This is a genomic window from Lentzea sp. NPDC004789, assembly GCF_053601075.1.
In genome coordinates this window covers 114,765-135,124 of the sequence record NZ_JBSGBE010000015.1, presented here as the reverse complement: position 1 = coordinate 135,124, position 20,360 = coordinate 114,765, and the positions used below count along the sequence as shown (strand labels likewise).

Annotated in this window: 22 protein-coding genes; 6 read left to right on the top strand and 16 right to left on the bottom strand. The window is 69.7% G+C overall.

The window, feature by feature from the left end; translation table 11 throughout:
• Positions 1-145 precede the first annotated feature (145 nt).
• Together ACWEIJ_RS30460 and ACWEIJ_RS30455 are read right to left on the bottom strand one after the other, a co-directional pair.
• Positions 146-1,006, bottom strand: a complete 861-nt coding sequence (locus tag ACWEIJ_RS30460) for a patatin-like phospholipase family protein (RefSeq protein WP_449840678.1) — start codon at positions 1,004-1,006, stop codon at positions 146-148.
• Between the two features lie 11 nt (positions 1,007-1,017).
• Positions 1,018-2,109, bottom strand: coding sequence for an alkaline phosphatase family protein (locus ACWEIJ_RS30455; protein WP_449840677.1), 1,092 nt, complete (start codon positions 2,107-2,109; stop codon positions 1,018-1,020).
• Positions 2,110-2,157: 48 nt separating this feature from the next.
• On the opposite strand from ACWEIJ_RS30455, the gene ACWEIJ_RS30450 reads away from it, so the two are divergent.
• Entirely contained in the window at positions 2,158-4,488 is a 2,331-nt protein-coding gene (locus tag ACWEIJ_RS30450; protein WP_449840676.1) for a Tex family protein, read from the top strand.
• Positions 4,489-4,551: 63 nt separating this feature from the next.
• Here the strand turns inward: ACWEIJ_RS30450 and ACWEIJ_RS30445 are convergent, their stop codons facing one another.
• Positions 4,552-4,737 (bottom strand): hypothetical protein, encoded by a 186-nt coding sequence (locus ACWEIJ_RS30445; protein WP_449840675.1) that lies wholly within the window; start codon positions 4,735-4,737, stop codon positions 4,552-4,554.
• A 103-nt stretch (positions 4,738-4,840) separates the two neighbouring features.
• Entirely contained in the window at positions 4,841-6,079 is a 1,239-nt protein-coding gene (locus tag ACWEIJ_RS30440) for an ABC transporter substrate-binding protein (RefSeq protein WP_449840674.1), read from the bottom strand.
• A gap of 210 nt (positions 6,080-6,289) precedes the next feature.
• Between ACWEIJ_RS30440 and ACWEIJ_RS30435 the strand changes: the two genes are divergently transcribed.
• Genes ACWEIJ_RS30435 through ACWEIJ_RS30425 form a run of 3 tightly spaced genes read left to right on the top strand, consistent with a single transcriptional unit; the run spans position 6,290 to position 9,224 of the window.
• The gene (locus ACWEIJ_RS30435; protein ID WP_449840673.1) at positions 6,290-6,829 is read left to right on the top strand and encodes a hemerythrin domain-containing protein; all 540 of its coding nucleotides are present in this window, start codon (positions 6,290-6,292) and stop codon (positions 6,827-6,829) included.
• On the top strand, positions 6,826-7,689 hold the full coding sequence (locus ACWEIJ_RS30430; protein ID WP_449840672.1) for an NAD-dependent epimerase/dehydratase family protein: 864 nt from the start codon (positions 6,826-6,828) through the stop codon (positions 7,687-7,689). Before ACWEIJ_RS30435 ends, ACWEIJ_RS30430 begins: the two co-directional genes overlap by 4 nt.
• On the top strand, positions 7,686-9,224 hold the full coding sequence (locus ACWEIJ_RS30425; RefSeq protein ID WP_449840671.1) for a phytoene desaturase family protein: 1,539 nt from the start codon (positions 7,686-7,688) through the stop codon (positions 9,222-9,224). The genes ACWEIJ_RS30430 and ACWEIJ_RS30425 overlap by 4 nt, the downstream gene beginning before the upstream one ends.
• A gap of 147 nt (positions 9,225-9,371) precedes the next feature.
• Here the strand turns inward: ACWEIJ_RS30425 and ACWEIJ_RS30420 are convergent, their stop codons facing one another.
• The 8 genes from ACWEIJ_RS30420 to ACWEIJ_RS30385 all read right to left on the bottom strand — a co-directional run bounded on the left by ACWEIJ_RS30420 (position 9,372) and on the right by ACWEIJ_RS30385 (position 14,861).
• Positions 9,372-10,232: an ABC transporter ATP-binding protein gene (locus ACWEIJ_RS30420; RefSeq protein ID WP_449840670.1), complete on the bottom strand. Its 861-nt coding sequence runs from the start codon at positions 10,230-10,232 to the stop codon at positions 9,372-9,374.
• A 19-nt stretch (positions 10,233-10,251) separates the two neighbouring features.
• Positions 10,252-10,629 carry a GntR family transcriptional regulator gene (locus tag ACWEIJ_RS30415; protein ID WP_449840669.1) on the bottom strand — a complete coding sequence of 126 codons (378 nt, stop codon included), beginning with the start codon at positions 10,627-10,629 and terminating at the stop codon, positions 10,252-10,254.
• A gap of 42 nt (positions 10,630-10,671) precedes the next feature.
• Positions 10,672-11,652, bottom strand: coding sequence for a hypothetical protein (locus ACWEIJ_RS30410; protein WP_449840668.1), 981 nt, complete (start codon positions 11,650-11,652; stop codon positions 10,672-10,674).
• Positions 11,649-12,383 (bottom strand): ABC transporter ATP-binding protein, encoded by a 735-nt coding sequence (locus tag ACWEIJ_RS30405; protein ID WP_449840667.1) that lies wholly within the window; start codon positions 12,381-12,383, stop codon positions 11,649-11,651. Before ACWEIJ_RS30405 ends, ACWEIJ_RS30410 begins: the two co-directional genes overlap by 4 nt.
• Positions 12,384-12,411: 28 nt before the next feature.
• The gene (locus ACWEIJ_RS30400) at positions 12,412-12,861 is read right to left on the bottom strand and encodes an SRPBCC family protein (protein WP_449840666.1); all 450 of its coding nucleotides are present in this window, start codon (positions 12,859-12,861) and stop codon (positions 12,412-12,414) included.
• A 21-nt stretch (positions 12,862-12,882) separates the two neighbouring features.
• Positions 12,883-13,512 (bottom strand): DUF4041 domain-containing protein, encoded by a 630-nt coding sequence (locus tag ACWEIJ_RS30395; protein ID WP_449840665.1) that lies wholly within the window; start codon positions 13,510-13,512, stop codon positions 12,883-12,885.
• A 75-nt stretch (positions 13,513-13,587) separates the two neighbouring features.
• On the bottom strand, positions 13,588-14,346 hold the full coding sequence (locus tag ACWEIJ_RS30390) for an LLM class flavin-dependent oxidoreductase (RefSeq protein WP_449840664.1): 759 nt from the start codon (positions 14,344-14,346) through the stop codon (positions 13,588-13,590).
• A gap of 47 nt (positions 14,347-14,393) precedes the next feature.
• The gene (locus ACWEIJ_RS30385) at positions 14,394-14,861 is read right to left on the bottom strand and encodes a hypothetical protein (RefSeq protein WP_449840663.1); all 468 of its coding nucleotides are present in this window, start codon (positions 14,859-14,861) and stop codon (positions 14,394-14,396) included.
• 143 nt (positions 14,862-15,004) lie between these two features.
• Between ACWEIJ_RS30385 and ACWEIJ_RS30380 the strand changes: the two genes are divergently transcribed.
• Complete coding sequence (locus ACWEIJ_RS30380; protein ID WP_449840662.1) at positions 15,005-15,556, top strand: hypothetical protein; 552 nt, start codon at positions 15,005-15,007, stop codon at positions 15,554-15,556.
• Positions 15,557-15,560: 4 nt separating this feature from the next.
• On the opposite strand, the gene ACWEIJ_RS30375 is transcribed toward ACWEIJ_RS30380, so the two are convergent.
• Both ACWEIJ_RS30375 and mug read right to left on the bottom strand, forming a co-directional pair.
• Entirely contained in the window at positions 15,561-18,413 is a 2,853-nt protein-coding gene (locus ACWEIJ_RS30375; protein WP_449840661.1) for a BTAD domain-containing putative transcriptional regulator, read from the bottom strand.
• A gap of 101 nt (positions 18,414-18,514) precedes the next feature.
• A complete protein-coding gene (gene mug / locus ACWEIJ_RS30370; protein WP_449840660.1) occupies positions 18,515-19,018 on the bottom strand; it encodes a G/U mismatch-specific DNA glycosylase in 504 nt (167 codons plus the stop codon).
• A 16-nt stretch (positions 19,019-19,034) separates the two neighbouring features.
• Between mug and ACWEIJ_RS30365 the strand changes: the two genes are divergently transcribed.
• Positions 19,035-19,517: an HAD domain-containing protein gene (locus ACWEIJ_RS30365; RefSeq protein WP_449840659.1), complete on the top strand. Its 483-nt coding sequence runs from the start codon at positions 19,035-19,037 to the stop codon at positions 19,515-19,517.
• Here the strand turns inward: ACWEIJ_RS30365 and ACWEIJ_RS30360 are convergent.
• Both ACWEIJ_RS30360 and ACWEIJ_RS30355 read right to left on the bottom strand, forming a co-directional pair.
• On the bottom strand, positions 19,514-19,846 hold the full coding sequence (locus tag ACWEIJ_RS30360; RefSeq protein WP_449840658.1) for a sunset domain-containing protein: 333 nt from the start codon (positions 19,844-19,846) through the stop codon (positions 19,514-19,516). The two genes, ACWEIJ_RS30365 and ACWEIJ_RS30360, sit on opposite strands and share 4 nt — an antisense overlap.
• 10 nt (positions 19,847-19,856) lie before the next feature.
• A complete protein-coding gene (locus ACWEIJ_RS30355) occupies positions 19,857-20,312 on the bottom strand; it encodes a hypothetical protein (RefSeq protein WP_449840657.1) in 456 nt (151 codons plus the stop codon).
• Positions 20,313-20,360 lie beyond the last annotated feature (48 nt).

Sequence of the window (20,360 nt, the reverse complement as noted above, 5' to 3'; positions counted from 1 at the left end):
GCCTCCTGCGGCGGAAGGAAGACGTGCTCGGTGTTACCGCGCAAAGGTCTACGCCACTCAGCCGTCCAAGTTCAATAGGTCCTCGGAGGTATGACCGAGTTTCAGGGCGAACTGAATCGAAAAAGGCTCCAAATGAGCCGATGTCTCAGCCGTGGGACGGATGGCCGTACAGCCCAGCCCCGGCGATCTCCACCGAGGTCAGGAACGCCGCCGACGCCACGTACGAGGCCTCGACCAGCTCCGCCGTGTGCGAGAAGTCCAGCGGCGTCACCGCCTGCACCGGCGGCCCCGGCAGGTACAGCACGGGCGCGTGCTGCGAGGCCAGCTCCACCTCCAGCACGGCCTGGTTCCGCATGCCCAGGGTCGCCCAGAACAGCAACGTCTCGGCCAGCGTCCCCGGCACCCCCGGCAGATGGCCGGGGAACGCGCAGTCCAGCACCACCAACGACTTCGCGCCCATCGCGAGCGCCTGCCGGATCGGCACGTTCGCGAGCACGCCGCCGTCGTAGAGCACTCGGTCACCGATGCGCACCGGCGGGTACACGCCGGGAATCGCCGCGCTGGCGAGGATCGCCGGGACCAGCGGGCCGGACGTGAGGTTGACGGCCTCCCCGGAGACGCAGTCCACCGACACCGCCCCGAACGGCAGCGTCAGGCCGGCGAAGTCGGCGCACCCGTCGAGCCCCTCGGCCAGCACGTCCGCCAGCCCGGTGTTCGGGAACAGGTAGGTCTTGTTGGTGCGCAACGACCGCAGCTGCGCGAGCGGGCCGCCGGGGAACACCCGCTGCCGCGTCATCCCCTCCCACAGCTCGGCCAGCCGGGACGGCGCCTTCTCCGGGTCCAGCGCCAGCAACGAGCCGTTGACCGAACCCACGGACGTGCCGACGACGAGGTCCGGGCGCACGCCGTGTTCCTGCAACGCGCGCAGCATGCCGACCTGCGAGGCGCCGAGGCTGCCTCCGCCGCCGAGCACGAAGGCGACCGGTCCGGGCAATGAGATCGTCACAGCGAACGATCCTAGGGCGTGCGGTGGAAGAGCACCGGGATTGCCAGCTCTTCCCGCGTCCGCGAGCCGTGGATGCCGATCAGCTTGCTCAGCACGGGTTCCGCCTGCCCGCGCACGACCACCGCCGAGCCCTTCATCGCCACGACCACGTCTCCGATGCGGTCCATCGCAAGTGGACTGACCGGGCCGAACCAGCCGGCGTCCACAGCGTCCTGCTTGGACACCACGTCCGCGCGGTCGCCGAGGAACTCCCGCCACACGGACAGCACCTCGTCGCTCTCGGTGTGCAGGTAGCGCACGCGAGGCTCACCGGTGATGACGCGAACTCCCTGCCACAGCACGGGTTCGGTGTCGAAGTCGATCCGGTCGCCGGTGGTGATCATGCCGTGGTCGGCGGTCACCACGAGCAGGGAGCCGGACGGCAGGCGGGACGCCATGCGCTCGGCCAGCGCGTCCACGAACTGCAACTGCAGCAACCACTCGTCCGAACCCGGCCCGTAGAAGTGGCCGATCGTGTCGAGGTCACCGTGGTAGGCGTAGCAGAACGAGCGGTCCTGCCGCAGCGCGGCGGCCGCGCCCAGCGCGAGGTCGCCGAAGCCCGCCGCGCCGCGGAACCACGAGCCGCGCAGCACCGCCCGCGTCAGGCCGCTGCCGCGCTGGGCGAGCGGCGCGACCGCGCTGACCGCCACCCCGGCCGCCGCCGCCCGTTCGAACAGCGTCGGGTGCGGCTGCACGACCTCGGGCACGAGCACCTCGCGCAGGTCGTGGTGGTGGTCGCCGGCCCGCGACCAGGTCAGCGCGTTGAGCACCTCGTCGCCGATGCAGAACGTGAAGCCGACGATGCCGTGCCCGCCCGCCAGCAGGCCGGTGCCGATCGAGGCGAGGCTGGTGGCGGTCGTCGACGGGAACCCGGCGGAGCTCTCCCTGCCCGGCAGGCTCGACAGGAACGGAGCGTGCTCGGCGTGCCGGCGCAGCAGCTCGTGCCCCAGCCCGTCGACGAGCAGCAGCACGACACGCCGGGCGGACGGCAGGTCCAGGGTGTTGTCGGCACCCGGAACGTCCAGGCCCGACAGCAGCGAAGGCACGACCTCGGCGATGCTCACCTGGACACCGTGCCACGCGGAATCGGACAGCGGGCAGAATGGCGCGCTGTGACAACGCTCATCCACCAGAAGATCGCTGACGAGCTCGGCGTGGCCGCGGGCCAGGTCAGCTCTGCTGTCGAGCTGCTCGACGGTGGCGCGACCGTCCCGTTCGTCGCCCGATACCGCAAGGAGGCGACCGGCGGTCTCGACGACGCGCAGCTGCGCACGCTCGAGGAGCGGCTCGGCTACCTGCGCGAGCTGGAGGAGCGCCGCGCGGCGGTTCTCACCTCGATCCGCGAGCAGGGCAAGCTCGACGACGCGCTCGAAGCGCAGATCCTCGCCGCCGACTCCAAGGCCCGGCTCGAGGACCTCTACCTGCCGTACAAGCCGAAGCGCCGCACGAAGGCCCAGATCGCGAAGGAAGCCGGTCTCGAACCGCTCGCCGACGCACTTCTGGGTGACCCGAACCTGAACCCGCAGGAGGAGGCCGCCAAGTTCGTCGACCCGGCCAAGGAGGTCGCGGACGCCGCAGCCGCCCTGCAGGGCGCGCGGGCCATCCTGGTCGAGCGGTTCGGCGAGGACGGCGACCTGATCGGCGAGCTGCGCGAGCAGATGTGGACGCGCGGCCGCGTCGTCTCCAAGGTCCGCGAGGGCAAGGAGACCGAGGGCGCCAAGTTCGCCGACTACTTCGAGTTCGACGAGCCCTTCGGCAAGCTGCCGTCGCACCGCATCCTGGCGCTGTTCCGCGGCGAGAAGGAGGAGGTCCTCGACCTCGTCCTGGAGCCGGAGGAGCCCAACGAGGACGGCGGCCCGTCCTCGTTCGAGGTGCGCATCGCGGCCCGGTTCGGCATCGACGACCGCGGCCGTCCCGCCGACAAGTGGCTCACCGACACCGTGCGCTGGGCGTGGCGGACCCGCATCCTCGTCCACCTGGGCATCGACCTGCGCGGACGCCTGCGCCAGTTCGCCGAGGACGAGGCCGTGAAGGTGTTCGCCTCGAACCTGCGCGACCTGCTGCTGGCCGCACCGGCCGGCACGCGCGCCACGATGGGTCTCGACCCCGGCTACCGCACCGGCGTGAAGGTCGCGGTCGTCGACGCCACCGGCAAGGTCGTGGCGCACGGCGTGATCCAGCCGCACGTGCCGGCGAACCGCTGGGACGAGTCGATCGCCAAGCTCGCGGCGCTGGCCAAGGCCCACAACGTCGACCTGATCGCGATCGGCAACGGCACGGCCTCGCGCGAGACCGACAAGCTGGCCGCCGACCTGATCAAGCGCCACCCCGAGCTGAAGCTCACCAAGATCGTGGTGTCCGAAGCGGGCGCGTCGGTGTACTCGGCCTCGGCCTACGCGTCGTCGGAGCTCCCGGACCTCGACGTGTCGATCCGCGGCGCCGTCTCGATCGCCCGGCGGCTGCAGGACCCGCTGGCCGAGCTGGTGAAGATCGACCCGAAGTCCATCGGCGTCGGCCAGTACCAGCACGACCTGTCCGAGTCGAAGCTGTCGCGGTCGCTGGACGCCGTGGTCGAGGACTGCGTGAACGCGGTCGGCGTCGACCTGAACACCGCGTCCGTGCCGCTGCTGACCCGCGTCTCCGGCATCACCGCCGGTCTCGCGGAGAACATCGTGCTGCACCGCGACCAGAACGGCCCGTTCAAGACCCGCACGGCGCTCAAGAACGTGGCACGGCTCGGCCCGAAGGCGTTCGAGCAGTGCGCGGGCTTCCTCAAGATCCGCGGCGGCGACGAACCGCTGGACGCCTCCTCCGTGCACCCCGAGGCCTACCCGGTGGTGCGGAAGATGCAGCAGGCCGCCGGTGCCGAGCTGATCGGCAACACCGCGGTGCTCACCAAGCTGCGGCCCGAGCAGTTCGTGGACGAGCAGTTCGGTCTGCCGACCGTCACGGATATCCTGAAGGAGCTGGAGAAGCCGGGCCGCGACCCGCGCCCCGCCTTCAAGACCGCGACCTTCGCCGACGGCGTCGAGAAGATCGCCGACCTCAAGCCCGGCATGGTGCTGGAGGGCGTCGTGACGAACGTGGCCGCGTTCGGCGCGTTCGTGGACATCGGCGTGCACCAGGACGGCCTGGTGCACATCTCGGCCCTGTCCAACACCTACGTGAAGGACCCGCGCGACGTCGTGAAGTCCGGTGACGTGGTGCGGGTGAAGGTGCTGGAGGTCGACGAGGCCCGCAAGCGCATCGGCCTGACCCTGCGGCTGACCGACGAACCGGGCAAGCCCGCGCCGAAGCAGCAGGGCGGCGGTGGCGGCGGTGGTCGTGACCGCCGGCCGCAGCGCGGTGGTGGCCAGCAGCGCGGTGGGCAGCAGCGCAACTCGCCGCCGCCCGCGAACGGGTCGATGGCGGACGCGCTCCGCAAGGCCGGTTTCGGCAAGTAGCGCGAACGCGGAAGAGCCCCTCCCGAGGCCGGGAGGGGCTCTTCCGCGTTGGTCCGGTTCTCCTCACGGCTTCTTGTTCGTCGCCGAGGCGGCGAGGTACCAGACGCCGATGACGAGGGCTGCGATGATCACGAATACCGGTACCGGGTGTTGCATCAGGAACATGCCGACCGCCCGCAGGACGCCCGGCGTGGGTTCCGGGACAGCGGCGGCAACGAGGATTTCATGGATCGCGCTGGATGCGGCCATGGCGACTCCTGTGGTTCATGCACAGGCGGCGGCGCCTGTGTGACGACCACATCGCATGGATCTCACGGACAGTTACGGCCGTTGTCCAGCCGAGCCGGAGCCGTTACCTGGCGCGGGTGCCCTTGAGCTTCACCAGCCCGGACTCGAACAGCTCCTCCACCGTCGTCAGACCACCGGGCGCCGACCGGTCGACCTTGGTGATGTACGACTGCGTGGACGAGGGCCGTCCGACCAGCGAGTAGTGCAGCTCACCGGTCAGCCCCTGGGTGTCCAGGCCACTGGTGTCGTGGAACGCCTTCAGCACGCCGTCCCGCGTGAGGTCACCGTTCTTGCAGGCCTTCTCGACGACCGAGAGGAACACCTTGGCCACGGTGTAGCCGTGGTCGACGTACAGCGCGGGCTTGTCGTTGGGGAAGTTCTTGCTGAACGCCGCCGCCACCTCGCGCGGGCCCGGCTGGGTGCTGGTGAACGGCGCCACCGAGGTCACCACGGACACCTGCTTCTCCACCGCCGCGGCGACCGGTGAGTCGAGGAGCGCGGGGTCGTAGCCGACGATGTTGAGCATGAACGGCACGTCCCACTTCATCGCCGCTGCGACGCCCACGGCGGCCGCGGTCTGGGCGGGGGCGGTGCTCAGCACGATCGCCTTCGCGCCCTGGGCCTTCAGCGCGGCCATCTGCTGGCTGAGGTCCGCGGTCGTTTCGCCGATGGGCTGCTTGGCGATGTTCATCTTCCACTGCTCGCCGACGAACGTGGAGCCTTCGAGCGCGTTGTCGCCGTAGCTGCCCTGGACGTAGATGTGGCCGACGGTGTCGCCTTCCCTGATGATGCCGCGGCGCTTGTAGTAGTCGAGACCGTTGATCACGTCGAGGTCGTAGGTCGTGCCCACGATCATCATGTGCGGGTTGCCGAGCAGCGACGCGGCCCACGAGGCGGGCGCGGTCAGCGTGCGGGTCTGCATGATGTCGGGCTCGATGGCGGCGGTCATCGGCGTGCCCGCGAGCTCCAGCAGGCCCAGGACCTGCGGTTCCAGGTCGAAGTAGGCGTCGAGCGCCTTCTGCACGTCGTAGGCGTGGTCCTTCACCTTGAGCTCGATCTTGCGACCGCAGATGCCGCCGCGGTCGTTGATCTGCTTCAGGTAGAGCTCGTAGCCCTTCATCCTGGTCAGTGCGGACGCCTTGAAGGGGCCGGTCATGTCGGTGAGGATGCCGAGCGAGATCGTGTCGGCCGTGACGCCCGGACCTGTCTTGACCTGGGTCTTCTGGTCTTCCTTCGCACAGCAGCCGGCCGCCAGGACGGCGAGCGCTAAGGCGATGGGCAGTACACGACGGCGGGAGGGCATGCAGCAGTCCTTGTCGAAAGATCAGCGGCGAACATACTAAGCGGTAGCTCAGTATTCGTTGAGCAGTCACATATTGCCTACTTATGTGGTACGTGACACAGGATTGTTAGGTTCATGTGACTACCGCTCGATTACTCGCTGTGCTAGCTCTTCGGTGCCGAATGAAATGAGATACGGCGTTGTCGATCACTTTTCGGGTATCCCCGCGGCATGGCTGATGACGTGATCAAGCTGCTCCACCGGCAACACGAGACCATCCGCACGCTGTTCGCCGAAGTCGAGACCGCCACCGGCGACGAACGCGACGACGCGTGGCATCGGCTCGTGCGTCTGCTTTCGATTCACGAGACCGCGGAGGAGGAGATCGTTCATCCCGCCGTCGCGCGTGTGGCCGGCGGAGAGTCGGTCGTCGACGCACGGGTCGCAGAGGAGCGACGCGCCAAGGAGCTCCTCAGCACGATGAACGACATGGGGCCCGACGCCGAGGGCTTCGACACTCTGCTCGTACAGCTCCGTGACGACGTGCTCGCGCACGCGGACCACGAGGAGCAGGCCGAGTTCCCGCTGCTGCGCAAGGTGCACGACCAGGAACGCCTCGAACGGATGGCGAAGGCCGTGGAGGCCGCCGAGGCGATCGCGCCGACCCGCCCGCACCCCGGCGTCGAGAGCCCGGTCGCGAACCTGGCGCTCGGCCCGCTGGTCGCCGTGGTGGACAAGGCACGGGACGCGATCCGCAAGGTGCTCGGGTGAGGATCGTCGTCACCGGCGGCACCGGCAACGTCGGCACCGCGCTACGGCGTCACCTCGACTTCGATGACGTCGGTGTCGACGTGCGCACCCTGTCGTCGTTGAGGGACGCCGTTCGCGGTGCCGACGTCGTCGTGCATCTGGCGTGGGCGATCAAACCGACCGACCGCGAGACGAACATCGACGGCAGCGAGCACGTGCTCGCTGCCTGCGTCAAAGAAGACGTCGGCCACCTGGTCTGCGCGTCGTCGGTCGCGGCTTACGCACCGGCGGCGCGCTACGGCCGTGTGGACGAAACGTGGCCCACGACAGGCATTCCCGGCAGCACGTACAGCGCCCACAAGGTGCGGCTGGAGGAGATGATCAGCCGCTATCCGTTGCCGTGCACGGTCATCAGGCCGTGCGGGATCGGTCAGGCGTCGGCGGCCCAGCAGCTGCGACGGTGGCTGCTCAGCCGTTGGCTCTCACCGAAACTGCTGCCGTTGCTGCCCATGCCGTTGTGGAACGGTCTGCGCCTACAGCTCGTGCATTCCGACGACGTGGCGCGCGCGATCGTCCAGATAGTGCGCCTCAAGGCGTTCGGTGCCTACAACCTGGCTGCCGAACCTGTGCTCACGGCACCGATGATCGCCGACCTCGTGGGCGCCGGCCGGCTCCCCGTGCCGTATCCGCTGGTCGAGAAGCTGGCAGGCGCGACGGCGAAGCTCGGCCTGCAGCCGCTCACGCCGGAGTGGGTCCGGATGGCGGATCAGGCGCCTCTGGTGCAGACCACCCGCGCGCACCAAGATCTGGAATGGTGGCCGGAACACGACGCACGTGATGTGCTGCGTGAGGTGGTCACGGCGATGGGGAGGCGTGTGTGAACGAGGTGGACGCGGTCGTCATCGGCTCAGGCCCCAACGGCCTGGTCGCGGCGGCCCTGCTGGCGGACGCGGGCTGGGACGTCCTGGTCCTGGAGCAGCGCGCCACCCCCGGCGGCGCCGTCACGTCCGCCGAGATCACCGCGCCGGGCTTCACGAACGACGTCTACAGCGCGTTCTACCCTCTCGGCCTCGGCTCGCCGGTCCTCGGCGCGTTGAACCTCGACGTGCAGTGGCAGCACGCACCGGCCGTGCTCGCCCACGTCCTGCCGGACGATCGTGTGGCTCTTCTCTCTCGTGAGATCGAGACCACGGCCAAGTCGGTCGGCACGTTCGCACACGCCGACGCCGACCGCTGGCAGGCGGAGTACGCGCACTGGCTGTCCGTCCGTGACGCCGTGATCAACTCGCTGCTGAGTCCGTTCCCACCGGTGCGTGGCGGACTTTCTCTCGTGAAAGCCGCAGGCGTCGGCGGTGCTTTGCGCCTGGCGCGCACACTCACGCTGCCGGTGCGCCGTCTGGGCGAGGAGCTCTTCGAGGGCGAAGGCGCGCGTGTGTTGTTGGCAGGCAACACGATGCACACGGACCTCGGTCCGGACCAGGCCGGCGGCGCGGGCTTCGGCTGGCTGCTCGCCATGCTCGCGCAGGAGGTCGGCAACCCGGTCCCGCGCGGTGGCGCGGGCGAACTGACCGCGGCTCTCGTGCGCCGCTTCGGCGGACGCGTCGAAACGAACGCACGGGTGACCTCCGTACTGCACGCGCGCGGCGTCGCCGTTGGCGTGCGTCTGGCTGATGGATCCGTCGTGCGCGCACGGCGAGCCGTCCTCGCCGACGTGACAGCACCTTCGCTGTACCTGGACCTGATCGGCGCCGACGCACTGCCGTCCCGGCTCGCCGAGGACCTGAAGCGGTTCCAGTGGGACGGCGACACGATCAAGGTCGACTGGGCGCTGTCGGGCCCGATCCCGTGGACCAACCCGGAAGCCGCGCGGGCGGGCACCGTCCACCTCGGCGGCGACGTCAACGGCCTGGCCACCGTGGCCCACGAACTGGCGTGCGGCAAGGTGCCGCGCAACCCGTTCATGGTCATGGGCCAGATGACGACCACCGACCCGTCACGCTCCCCCGCCGGAACCGAGGCCGCCTGGGCGTACACCCACGTGCCGCTGGGCGGGAACTGGACGCCGGACCGCCTGAAGCGCCGCGCCGACCGCGTGGAACTGATGATCGAGGAACGCGCGCCCGGCTTCCGCTCCCGCATCCTGCAACGCTCGGTGCTGGGCCCGGCGGAGATCGGCTCGGTCAACGGCGGCACGTCGGCCATCCACCAGCAGCTGATCTTCCGCCCGGTACCGGGTCTCGGCCGCGCGGACACCCCGTTCGACCGCCTCTACCTGGCGGGGTCGTCGGCCTGGCCGGGCGGCGGCGTGCACGGCGCGGCGGGCGCGAACGCGGCACGGGCGGCGCTCGCGCGGTGGGGGGCGGCGGGCGAGGTCTACAAGACGCTGGTTCAGGGCCTGCAGAAAGCGATCTACTGACGGGTTCGGTGGTCGGGGCCGCGGTGAGGTGAGGCGGGCTGCGGCCAGGCGGGCTGCTGCGGCGATCCGACGGCACCCGTGGCACCGCGGGCAAAGCCAGGCAACGCTGCCCTCTCGCCCTCCACGCGCCCGGCAGCCGCAACTCCCCTACCGGCGCGCCGACCTGCGCGCTCGCGACGCCCTCAAGTACCCCATGACCAGCACCTCCAGATCGGGCCGCGCCGCCTCCCACCCCACCGGCACGCCCCCGCCCCGCACCAACGCGGTCGTCTGCCGCGCCGTGCGGGAGGACTCGACGAGGCCGTCCACCGGAAGCTCCAGCCCCGCAGGCCCCACCAGGACCTGGTGCTCGTCGAGGATCTCGTCGATCTCCCCCGCCACCTGCACCCGCCCCTCGTCGAGCAGCAACAGGTGATCGCAGACATCGCCGAGATCCGTGAGCAGGTGCGACGACAGCAGCACCGTGGTGCCCCGTTCCGCGACCTCGGTCATGACGATCCGCAACGTCTCGTCACGTGCCAACGGGTCGAGGTCGGACAACGGCTCGTCCAGCAACAACACCTTCGGCAGCCTGCCCAACGCCAACGCGATCGCCACCTGCGTGCGCGCGCCGGCGGACAACGTGTGCACCTGAGCGTCCTTGTCCACGCCCGCAAGGAGATCGAGCACCTCGGAGGCACGCGAGGAAGACCAGCGGTCGTTCAGCGCCGCACCCGCCCGCATCATCTCGCGGACGGTGAACTGGTCGTACAACGGACGTTTCTGCGTCAGCAGCGACACGTCCGGATGCATGCGGCCGCGCACAGGGGTGCCGTGCACGCTCACCGAGCCGTGCGTCGGCCGAGCGAGACCTGCGATCAACGACAGCAACGTCGACTTGCCCGCCCCGTTCGGTCCGACCAGGCCGGTGACGCTGCCGGGAGGCAACGAGAAACTGCAGTCGTCGAGCGCGCGCAAGCGGCCGAAGTGCTTGGCCACGCCGTGAGCGTGCACCGGACTGGCGTTCATCGAGACTCCACAATGGACATCAGTAGTGCGCGGAACGCACGTCCGTGTAGATCGCGTCGACCTCGTCGGACGACAGGCCCTCGTCCACCGCGCGGCCCATCCACTCGTCCAGGTCCTGACGCAACGGTGCGTCGGGGCGCGCGAACGAGGTCGCGAGCGAGGCCGTGATGAACGTGCCCATGCCACGCCGGCCTTCGACGAGGCCTTCGTGTTCGAGCTCGCGGTACGCCTTCAGCACGGTGTTGGGGTTGACCCTGGTGGCCTCCACCACCTCCCGTGCCGTCGGCAGCTTGTCGCCGGGTCCGAGCAGGCCCATCCGCATGGCCTGCTTGACCTGTGCGGCGATCTGGAGATAGGTGGACACCCCCGAGTGCCGATCGATGCGAAACTCGATCACGCCGCTCAGCATAGGTGCCTGCCCCGTCCCCGACCGCTTCTGTCACGACTGCCTGCGCACCGCCCACACCAGGCCGATCATGAACAACGCCGCGAGCCCGACGAAGATCCCCGCTTGCAGGAGGTGGATCGTGGTCGCCTGGTCCACCGGGAGGACTTCCCGGAACCTCCGCGCCAGGCCGTGCTGCTGCCAGCAGGCGATCCGGTCCTCGACCGAGACCTCCACCCGTGTGTTCGGCACGCACGGCGCCTGTGCCGAACCCGGGTCGGCCACCACGGCTCCCTTGGCGTCCAGGAAGCCCGTGCTCAACACCTTCTCGTCGACTCCGGAGCCGGCGTAGGGATCCGTCAGCTCGTCCGACAGCACTCGGACCGGCTCGCCGAACCGATCCTCTCGCGTCTTGAGCACGACCCGCACCGCGACGAAGACGCCGAGCGTCACCATGATGGCCACGAGCGTCCGCTTGAACAGCGCGCCGGCGAAGGCGCCCAGCGTGAACGCGAAGATCGTGTACGCGACCGGTGACACGCTCTGGGTGTCGAAAATGGCAGGGTCCCACGGTCCTCCCCTCAACGGGCCGAGCTTGCCCGCCGCGTTCAGCCAGCTGCGCACGAGGAGCTGCGACGCCGCCACGAAGAGGACCGCGGGCACCCCGACGACGACGAACTTGGTCGCCGTCCAGCGCGTCCGGCTGACCGACTGGGTGAACGCCAGCACGTGCGTGCCCTGTTCGAACTCACGCGCGAACAACGGGGCTCCGATGAAGAGACCGACCAGCAACGGCACCACGAGCACCACGTACTGCGCGCCGTGCATCAGGTCGTACCACGTGTTCTGGAAGTCACGAACGGCCTCGCCGCGACAGGACGGCAGCTTCTGCTCCGCGCAGTCCAGGAGGTTGCCGGCCTTGAGGTCGGCGATCATTCCCGCCCGCATCAACAGGATGGCCGCCACCGCCACGACCAGCCCGACCGCGAGCGAGATGAACACCGGGCGCTGCTGACGCCACACGATCCACGTCATGCCGCCATCCTCTCCGACCGCAGGTGGGTGAGCACGAGCCGGCTGAGCCGCGGCTCGCCGTGCTGCCGCAACAGCCGGTCGACGTCACCGGCCAGCTGCACCCGGCCCGACGTCAACAGCACGAGGTGGTCGCAGACGCCCTCCAGCTCGGCCAGCACGTGCGAGGACAGCAGCACCGTGATGCCCTGCGCCCGGCACTCCTGCAGAAGCGTCTGCAGCACGGTCTCGCGCGCCAGCGGGTCGAGGTCCGCGAGCGGCTCGTCCAGCATCAGCAACCGCGGCCGCTTGCCCAGTGCCAGCGCCAGCGCGACCCGCGTGCGCTGACCGCCCGACAACGTCCCCACCTTCGCCTCGAACGGCACCCGCGCTCGACGCACGAGCTCCTCGGCGTACGCCTGGTCCCAGCCGGGGTTGGCGTTGCGGCCGAACCGCAGCGTGTCCGCGACCGTGAACTGCGGGTACAGCGGCTTGGCCTGCGTCAGGAACGCCACCGAGGCGTGCATCCCGCGGCCGTTCGGCACGTCGCCGAACACCGCGATCCGGCCCGTGGTCGGGCGGAGCAGTCCGGTGATCAGACCCATCAGCGTGCTCTTGCCGGCCCCGTTCGGTCCGACGAGCGCGACGATCCGCCCTGCCGGCACCTGCAGCGCGCAGTCCTGCAACGCCCAGCCCCGCGAGTACTTCTTCCCCAGGTTCTCCGCCAGCACCGGCAGGTGCTCCCTCGCTCCCATGGGAGCGACCGTATCACCCTTTCACTAGTCACCTAGTGAAAGGTGTGCGTCCGCGAGCCATCGCAGCGAGGCGCCGCAGCGATTCCCTGTTGCGTGGAATGAGCATCAGGTCCTGCATGAACTTCGGCAGCACCACCGAAGGTCCGCGCACGACCTGCTCGGCCATCCGCACCTCGGTGAGCGACGCCGACCGGGCGTGCAGGGTGATCGTGATCCGCGCCGCGCCCGCCGGCCACAGCCGCGCGTCCAGCTCCAGCAGCCGGGACGGCTCGCAGCGCACCACCTCGGTGGTGTCCTGGATGACCAGCGGCCACGGCCCCACGCTGTGGTGGATGCGCGTGCCGGGCGAGGGCCAGCCGGTGTCCACGTCGCGAATGTGCGACGCGCCCACCACCCAGCCCGCGTAAGACCATCCGTCGGCGAGCACCGTCCAGACGGCGTCGATGGGCGCTTCTACGTCCAGGGAGACCTCAGCCACGCCGAGGAGGTACCCCGTGCGTCAGGAGGCAATCCGGCGCGTCCGCCGGCTCTCGGCCTTGCGCTGCAGGTGGTCGGCGGTGAGCTCCAGCTCGTAGGTCCGCAACGCCTGGTAGCGCGGCGCGATCCGGAGGGCGAACGTGCCGCTGAGCCGCTCGATCGCCGACGCCGCGCGATCGAGCCGCCTGCGGGCGGCGTCCAGGCCACCGGCGCGCAACATGCGCAGGCAGTTCTCGGCCTCGCAGTTGTACGAGCGGAGCATCAGCGCCGACCAGTCCTCGACGAGCCGCCGTCCGGTGACGTCCGACCCGTTGTAGGTGACCTGCCCGCCACCTTCGACCGCGCCACCGGTCTTGATCAGCGTCTTCATCTCGTCGTGGATCAGGTCGATCTGGGCCTGGTGGTCGGCGGCCGCCTCGGTGCGGAACACACCGGCCCGCTGGAAGGTCAGCTCCTCCTTCAACGGCTGCAGCTCGGCCCGCGCGTTCTTGATCCGGTGGCGCAACGCCACCAGCTCGGCACCCGCGCGGCCGACCTCCTCCAGCGCGTCGGTTTGCGCTGTTCGGGCGTCACCGATTCGAGCGAGCAGCTCCTGCAGGCCTTCCACGGCCTGCTCCAGCTCAGCGATCCGGCGGTTCTTGCGCCCGAGCATGCTTACCTCCCCGAACGGCGACGAAAGGCCCACGACCGTTCCATCGCAAGGAGGTATCCACCGTTATCTAGCGCGCTATGCACTCACACCATCGAGTGAACCCACAAAACGAACGAAACCTTCGGGGTCCTCGCTCGTGGCCGACTGCTGCAAGATCACGCTGGTGGCGCCCGCTTCGGCCACCTGTGCCACCAGATCCGTGACGTACGCGCGGTCCCGTGAGTCCGTCTCGACGTAGACGACGATCGGGTGCTCCCGCGACGCCCTCGTCGCACGGACCCGGTCGAGGTCCGCCGAGGAGTCCAGGATCGTGCCGTCGCCGACCTCCGCCGCGAGGTCGAGGGTCTTGGGGCCGAGCCCGCCGACGTAGACCGGCATCGGCGCGTGCGGCGGCCAGTCCAGCGCCACGTCCGTGAGCGACACGTAGGTGCCGGAGCAGGTGACCCGTTCGCCCGCCAGCAAGGCCCGCAACGCACCGGTGTACTCGCGCAGCAACGTCAGCGGCGACGACACCCGTGCGCCGACCTGGCCCATCCACGACTGCAGCCCGTGCCCGACGCCGATCGTGACTCGTCCCGGGAACAACCGGTCCAGCGTCGCGGCCTCCATCGCGGTCAGCGCGACGTTGCGCAACGGCACCGGCAGCAGTCCCACCCCGACGTTCAGCCGCGACGTCCAGGCCAGCGCGGCGGAGGCGGTCGCGATGCCGCTCTCCAGGAAGCAGTCCTCCCACAGCCACAACGAGTCCACTGCGGACTCCTCGGCGGCGAGGACGACGGAACGCAGGTTCTCCGGAGGAAGCTGAGGCCGGTAGACAGCGCCGAGTGTGGTCACCCGTTCACTACTACCGGCCGCGGCCGTGGTTCAGCAACAGGGTTGGATCAGCCGGCGCTGTGGTACGTGATGTCCCAGTGGTTGCCCTCGTAGTAGTAGATGTTGCCCGCGTTCGACTTCCACTTGTCGCCACCGATGGACGTGAACTTGCTCTTGATGTAGTTGGTCACGCAGCTCGACAGCGAGATGTCCACCTTGTACCCGTTCCAGTGCGAGTAGGTGCCCGACGCGTGGCCGGTCTCGGTGCCGCCGGTGATGTTCACCGCGCAGCCGGAAGCGCTCTTGAACGTCTTGATGCCCGCGATGGTCGTCTGGTTGATCTGCTCGAACGACGTGCAGTTCGAGCGGTTGCGGTCGCTGCAGCCGCCGCTGGAGGACCAGGTGATGCCGGCCGCGCGCAGCTGCGCGGTCGCCTGCGCGTGGGTGTACTTGGCCGGAGCCGCCGACGCGATGGACGCGCCCATGATCAGCGCCGCGAACATCGCGATCAGAGCGGCGATCGTGCGAACGAACATGCTCTCTCTCCTTCTGCCCGAAGCAAGGTGGGCAGAAGCTAGGAACGAGCGGTAAAGAGCCGCCTAAACCGGCCTTAGGCCGATCTTTGGCGCGGGAGTGGACAGTCCCGGTCGTCATCACCCAGTCGATCGGAGCTACAACGATGCGCATTCGCCACGCCGTCGCGGCGACCGCACTCTCGTTCGGACTGCTGGCCGGCCTGTCCGGCATCGCCAACGCGATGCCGGAAGGTCCCGCCGAGCCGGAGACGCCCATCTCGCAGGAGCAGGCGGCCGCCGGGTACGGCGGCAACATCAAGCGCGACGAGGTCATCACCAGGGCCAAGGACTGGTGGAACCGCAAGGTTCCGTACTCGCAGACCTCCTACGCGTGGGACGTCAACCACGGCAAGAAGTACCGCCAGGACTGCTCGGGCTTCGTGTCGATGACGTGGAAGCTGACCAGCAGCCGCACCACGGACACCCTGGACGGTGTCGCCACGCGGATCTCGTGGGGCAGCCTCAAGCCGGGCGACATGATCCTGCGCAACGGCCACGTCAAGCTGTTCGAGAAGTGGGCCAACTCGGCGCACACCTCCGTGTGGATCTACGAGGAGGGCAACACCCGCGACGACATGGACCACGAGATCGACTCGCTCGCGTCGCTGAAGGACGGCAACTACCTGCCGTGGAAGTACAACAAGATCCGCGACTGACCAGCTAGCTGATGGCAAGCCCCCACTGGACGCGCCAGCTGGGCACCTCTGCGGACTCCCTGGTGCCCAGCCGCGCGAACAGCCCGGCGGCTTCCCCCCAGCAGCGGTCCGCGTCTGCGACATCCCCCCGGCAGGCGTGGGCCGCACCGAGGTCCCTGAGCGTTCGTGCCCGCCACAACGGCAGCCCCAGGTCGGTCCACGACGCCAGGGCCTCGGTCAGCACCACCAGCGCGCCGGCGTGATCGCCGGCCGCGAGCCGCCACTCCCCCATTGTGCGGCGCACCAGCGTCTCGCCGAACCGGTCGCCGACGTCGCGGCAGCCGTCCAGCGCGGTCGCGAGCAGCCGTTCGGCCGGGTCGAACAGGCCCTTGCGGGTCAGCACCTTCGCCCACGCCTGGGCGGTGTAGCAGCCGAGCAGCTCGTCCCCGGTGCCCGCGACCATCTCGTGGGCGCGCACGACGTGCTCCTCCGCCAGGTCCAGCTCTCCTCTTGCCCGGTGCACGAGCCCGATGCCCCGCGCCGACAGGGCCTCACCCCGTCTGCTCTTCGCCGCACGGTAGGTCGTCTCCGCGAGCGCGAGGGTGTGCAGAGCCTCTTCGTCGTCGCCCAGTTCTCTTCTGATCGAGCCGATCCCGTAGAGCGCGTGCGCCACGCCCTCCTGGTCCTGCGACTCCAGCAGCTCACGGGCTCTGCCCAGCGCCTCCAGCGCGCACGGGTAGTCGCCGAGGTCCCGGCACACCATGCCGATGCCGTTCATCGCGACGGCCTCGCCGTGCTTGTCGCCCAGGTTCACGAACAACGTCTGCGCGGTGTCGAACCACGACCGCGCCTCCGTCAGGTTGTCGCGCTTGTAGTGCATCTGACCGAGGCTGCAGCGCAGCACCGCTTCCAGCCTGATGTCCCCGCTGCGCCACACGGCCTCCAGCGCCGCCGTGTGTGTTCGTTCCCAAGCCTCGTAACGGTTTCTCAGCCCGAACCAGGCGAACACCAGCACCTCGGCGAGCTGCGACGCGATCTCCGCGAGCCCGAGCTCCGCCGCGCGTTCGACGAGCTTGGTCAGCAGGTTCTCCTCGCGGCCGAACCACGCGTCCTTGTCGGTGGGACGCGCCGCCGTCGTGACGACGCCGAGAGAATCCTGCATGCGCGGCACGGCGAGGAAGAGCTGTTCGGTCAGTCCGTCCACAGTGGACAGGGCGGCGACGACGGCGCGCCGGACGGCGTCCTCGCGTTCCTGTTGCGGGTCCTCGGCTTCGGCGAGCTCTCGCGCGTGCAGCCGCACCAGCTCGTGCATCCGGTACCGCGCGCTGCCGATGACGTCGAGCAGCCGTGCGTCGACGAGCTGGTCGAGCACGTCCTCGTCGAGCAGGTGCACCCACAGGAAGCTCGGCACCTCGGGCAGCCCGAGGAACCCGAAGATCCGGTACGCGCGCCGGACGTTCTCGTCGAGCGCCCGGTACGTGAGCTCCAGGCTCGACCGGACCGCGAGGTCGTCCGCGACCAGCTCGTCGAGCCGGCTGCGTTCGTCCGACAGCCTCCTGACCAGCTTCGACACCGGCCAGTGCGCCCGGCCGGCGAGCCGTGCGCCGGTGATCCTCACCGCGAGCGGCAGGTACCCGCACAGCCGCGCGACCTCGTGGGCCTGGTCCGGTTCCGCGGCCACCCGGTCGTCGCCGAGGATCCGCTTGAGCAACGTGACCGCCTCCTCGCCGCTGAGCACGTCGAGGGCGATCCGCCGCACGCCTTCCAGCCCGCACAACCGGCTGCGGCTGGTGATCAGCGTCAGGCACCCCGGGCTGCCCGGCAGCAGCGGCCGGACCTGCGACACGCTCGTGACGCCGTCCAGCACGATCACCACGCGCCGCCCGCTGACCGTGGCCCGCCACAGCGCCGCGCGTTCCTCCGCCGACTCGGGAATCCGCTCGCTGGGCACGTCCATGGCGCGCAGCAACGAGTCCAGCGCCCCGGACGGCGAGTGCAGGTCGACGAACAGCTGCCCGTCCGGATACCGGTCCGCGAGCCGATGCGCCGCGTGGTTCGCCAGCGCCGACTTGCCGACCCCGGCCGGACCCTCGATCCACCACACCCCGCCGTCGCTGTCGAGCAGCCTGCCGAGCTCCTCGGCGCGCCCGGTGAAGTCACCGGCGTCGCGCGGCAGGTAGTTGCGGCGGCTGTCCCGCGCGCCCTCCAGCACGTCCCGGTAGAGCTGCTGCAGCTGCTCGCCGGGTTCGACACCCAGCTCGTCGACGAGCACCTTGCGCGTCTCCCGGAACACCCGCATGGCGTCCGCCCGGCGCCCCGCCCTGGCCAGCGCGGACATCAGCTGCCCCCGGAGCCGCTCCGCCAGCGGGTACTCCGACACGAAGGCCCCGAGCGGGTCGATCAGCTCGGCGTGCCGCCCCAGCGCCAGTTCGGCGTCGACCCACGCCTCGGCCGCCGCCAGCCGTTGCACCTCCAGCGTCTGCGCGAACACCACCGGCGTCCCGCGCCACAGCCTGAGCGCCTGCTGCAACGTCTCGGCCTTGACCCTGAGGTCGGTGTCCTCGGCCGCCCGCGCGACGTGTCTGCGGAACAGGTGCAGGTCCACCTTCTCGGGCTCGGTGTTCAGCACGTACCCAGCGGCCCGGTGCTCCACGGGCAACCCGGCCCTGCGCAGGCTGCTGATGTGCACCTGCAGCGACTTGCGGGCCTGCGGCGGCGGCTCCTCACCCCAGATGAGGTCGATCAACCGCTCGACCGGCACGATCTTCCCGCATTCGACCGCCAAGACCGCTAGGATCTGCGCGGGCTTCGGCGGCACTGACGGCTCGACCGGCCCCAGAATCCTGACCTCCACTGTGCCCCCACCAGTGTTGAACATTCACGGAGTTCTGCGCGACATCGCGAAATATTGACGCAGTCCGGCGTACCTGGTTCCACTTTAGGGTGAAGGCCACTCGAATGGACGCAGAGCGCCCACTTTCAGTGACGATGAATGCTCGCTTTGAGCCTCGCGAACTCCTCCGCGAGCGCCGGCAGCTGCCAGTGCGCGTTCAACCCGCTCGGATTGGGCAACAACCACACCCGCACCCCGCCCACGGTGTCCAGCTGCGGTCCGACCTGCGCCTTCTTGCGACCGAAGGCCGCCCGGTACACCGTCACGCCCAGCACCGCGAGAACCTTCGGTGAATACCGCTCGACTTTTTCGGTGAGCTCCAGCCCACCGGCTTTCAGCTCGTCAATCGTCAATTCGTCCGCTTTGGCCGAAGGGCGCGCGACGACGTTCGTGATGCCCAGGTTCAGGTCGAGGAGCCGCGACTGCTCGGCGGGCGCGAAGAGACGCGGGGTGAAACCGGACAAATGCAGCGCGGGCCAGAACCGGTTTCCCGGCCGGGCGAAGTGGTGACCGGTCGCCTCCGAGACGAGGCCGGGGTTGATGCCGCAGAAGAGCACGTCGAGCCCGGGCTTGATCACGTCGGGAATCACCGGCCAAGCTTACGAGGTGAGCCGCCCCATCCTGTTCCTCGACGTCGACGGCCCACTGCTCCCGTTCGGTGAGGGCGTCGCCGGGCGCGGACTCCAGCACGACAACCCGCTGCTCGCACGGCTCGACCCGCTGCACGGCCCGTGGCTCACCGCACTGCCGTGTGAGCTGATGTGGGCCACGACGTGGATGGACGACGCGAACGACCTCCTGGCACCGCTGCTCGGGCTCCCGGCGCTGCCGGTGGCGACCTGGCCGGACGACCCGGTCACCGAGGCCGCCGACGCGCGCCAGGGCCTGCACTGGAAGACCCGAGGCCTGGTCACGCTCGCCGGCAACAGGCCGTTCGCCTGGGTGGACGACGAACTCACCGAGCGGGACCGCGCGCGGGTCGCCGAACGTCACCCGAAAGCCCTGCTGCACAAGGTGAACCCGCGCCACGGCCTGACCGACGCCGACTACCTCGAACTCGACGCCTGGCTCCGCACGACCCAGGACTAGGACGCGGCCGGCACCCGAGGCCGCGGCGTCCACATCGTGTAGCCCGCCCGCCGCGCGTCCTCCGGCGAGTGGAAGAACGCGTCCCCCTTCATCCGCTTGTAGTACGGCGACTCCGGGGTGTGGAACATCATCGTGCGCGAGTTGGCCTTGATCGCGGGCGGCAGCGCGACCGGCTCCTCCATGATCGACAGGCGACCCTCGACCGAAGCCGAAGCCGAAGCCGGGGCGGAAGCGGCGGCGCGGGAGCGCAGGGTCACCCACGTCAGCAGCACGCCCGCGAGGAAGGCGCCCGCGCACAGCAGGAACATCTGGATGAAGAAGCCGAACAACGCAGAGCTCCTAGTCCGAAGTGAAGTCCTCGTCGACGCGCAGGCCGGGGGCGGCGGCGCGCAGGGCGTCGCTCAGCAGGCCCGCGCGCTCCGGGTCCGCCACCCGGGCCGACGCGGTCAGGTGTCCTTTGTGGACGACGCCGGTGAAGTCGGTGACGTCCTGGTCGAGCACCACGCCGAGCACGGAGGCGGCGACGGCCGGGGTGACCGGCATCCGCTCGCCCGCGTTCGGGGTGATCATGTCGGTGATGCGGTGGGAGGCGGTGAGCTCCCGCACGGCGTCCACGACCTCCTGACGCTCGACCGCGGAGCCCGCGGTGCCGGCCAGCACGATCTCGGCCGAGCGCACCGCGAGCACGAGGTGGCCGGGTGCGATCTCCGCTTCCGGGCGGAACGCGGTGCCCACCGAGGCGAGCAGCATCGGCACTACTAGGGCGCCGACGAAGACGCGCTGCGGCAACTGCACGCGCCTGACCTATCGCATCCGGCGGCAGGAATGCCACCACCTGGAGCA

Bases quoted from the DNA above. Each gene is read 5' to 3' on its own strand.
- ACWEIJ_RS30445 (WP_449840675.1), bottom strand. From the start codon at position 4,737: ATGGCCGCATCCAGCGCGATCCATGAAATCCTCGTTGCCGCCGCTGTC.
- ACWEIJ_RS30380 (WP_449840662.1), top strand. From the start codon at position 15,005: ATGCGCATTCGCCACGCCGTCGCGGCGACCGCACTCTCGTTCGGACTG.
- ACWEIJ_RS30440 (WP_449840674.1), bottom strand. From the start codon at position 6,079: ATGCCCTCCCGCCGTCGTGTACTGCCCATCGCCTTAGCGCTCGCCGTC.
- ACWEIJ_RS30405 (WP_449840667.1), bottom strand. From the start codon at position 12,383: ATGGGAGCGAGGGAGCACCTGCCGGTGCTGGCGGAGAACCTGGGGAAG.
- ACWEIJ_RS30420 (WP_449840670.1), bottom strand. From the start codon at position 10,232: ATGAACGCCAGTCCGGTGCACGCTCACGGCGTGGCCAAGCACTTCGGC.
- ACWEIJ_RS30435 (WP_449840673.1), top strand. From the start codon at position 6,290: ATGGCTGATGACGTGATCAAGCTGCTCCACCGGCAACACGAGACCATC.
- ACWEIJ_RS30375 (WP_449840661.1), bottom strand. From the start codon at position 18,413: ATGTTCAACACTGGTGGGGGCACAGTGGAGGTCAGGATTCTGGGGCCG.
- ACWEIJ_RS30385 (WP_449840663.1), bottom strand. From the start codon at position 14,861: ATGTTCGTTCGCACGATCGCCGCTCTGATCGCGATGTTCGCGGCGCTG.
- ACWEIJ_RS30410 (WP_449840668.1), bottom strand. From the start codon at position 11,652: ATGACGTGGATCGTGTGGCGTCAGCAGCGCCCGGTGTTCATCTCGCTC.
- ACWEIJ_RS30395 (WP_449840665.1), bottom strand. From the start codon at position 13,512: ATGCTCGGGCGCAAGAACCGCCGGATCGCTGAGCTGGAGCAGGCCGTG.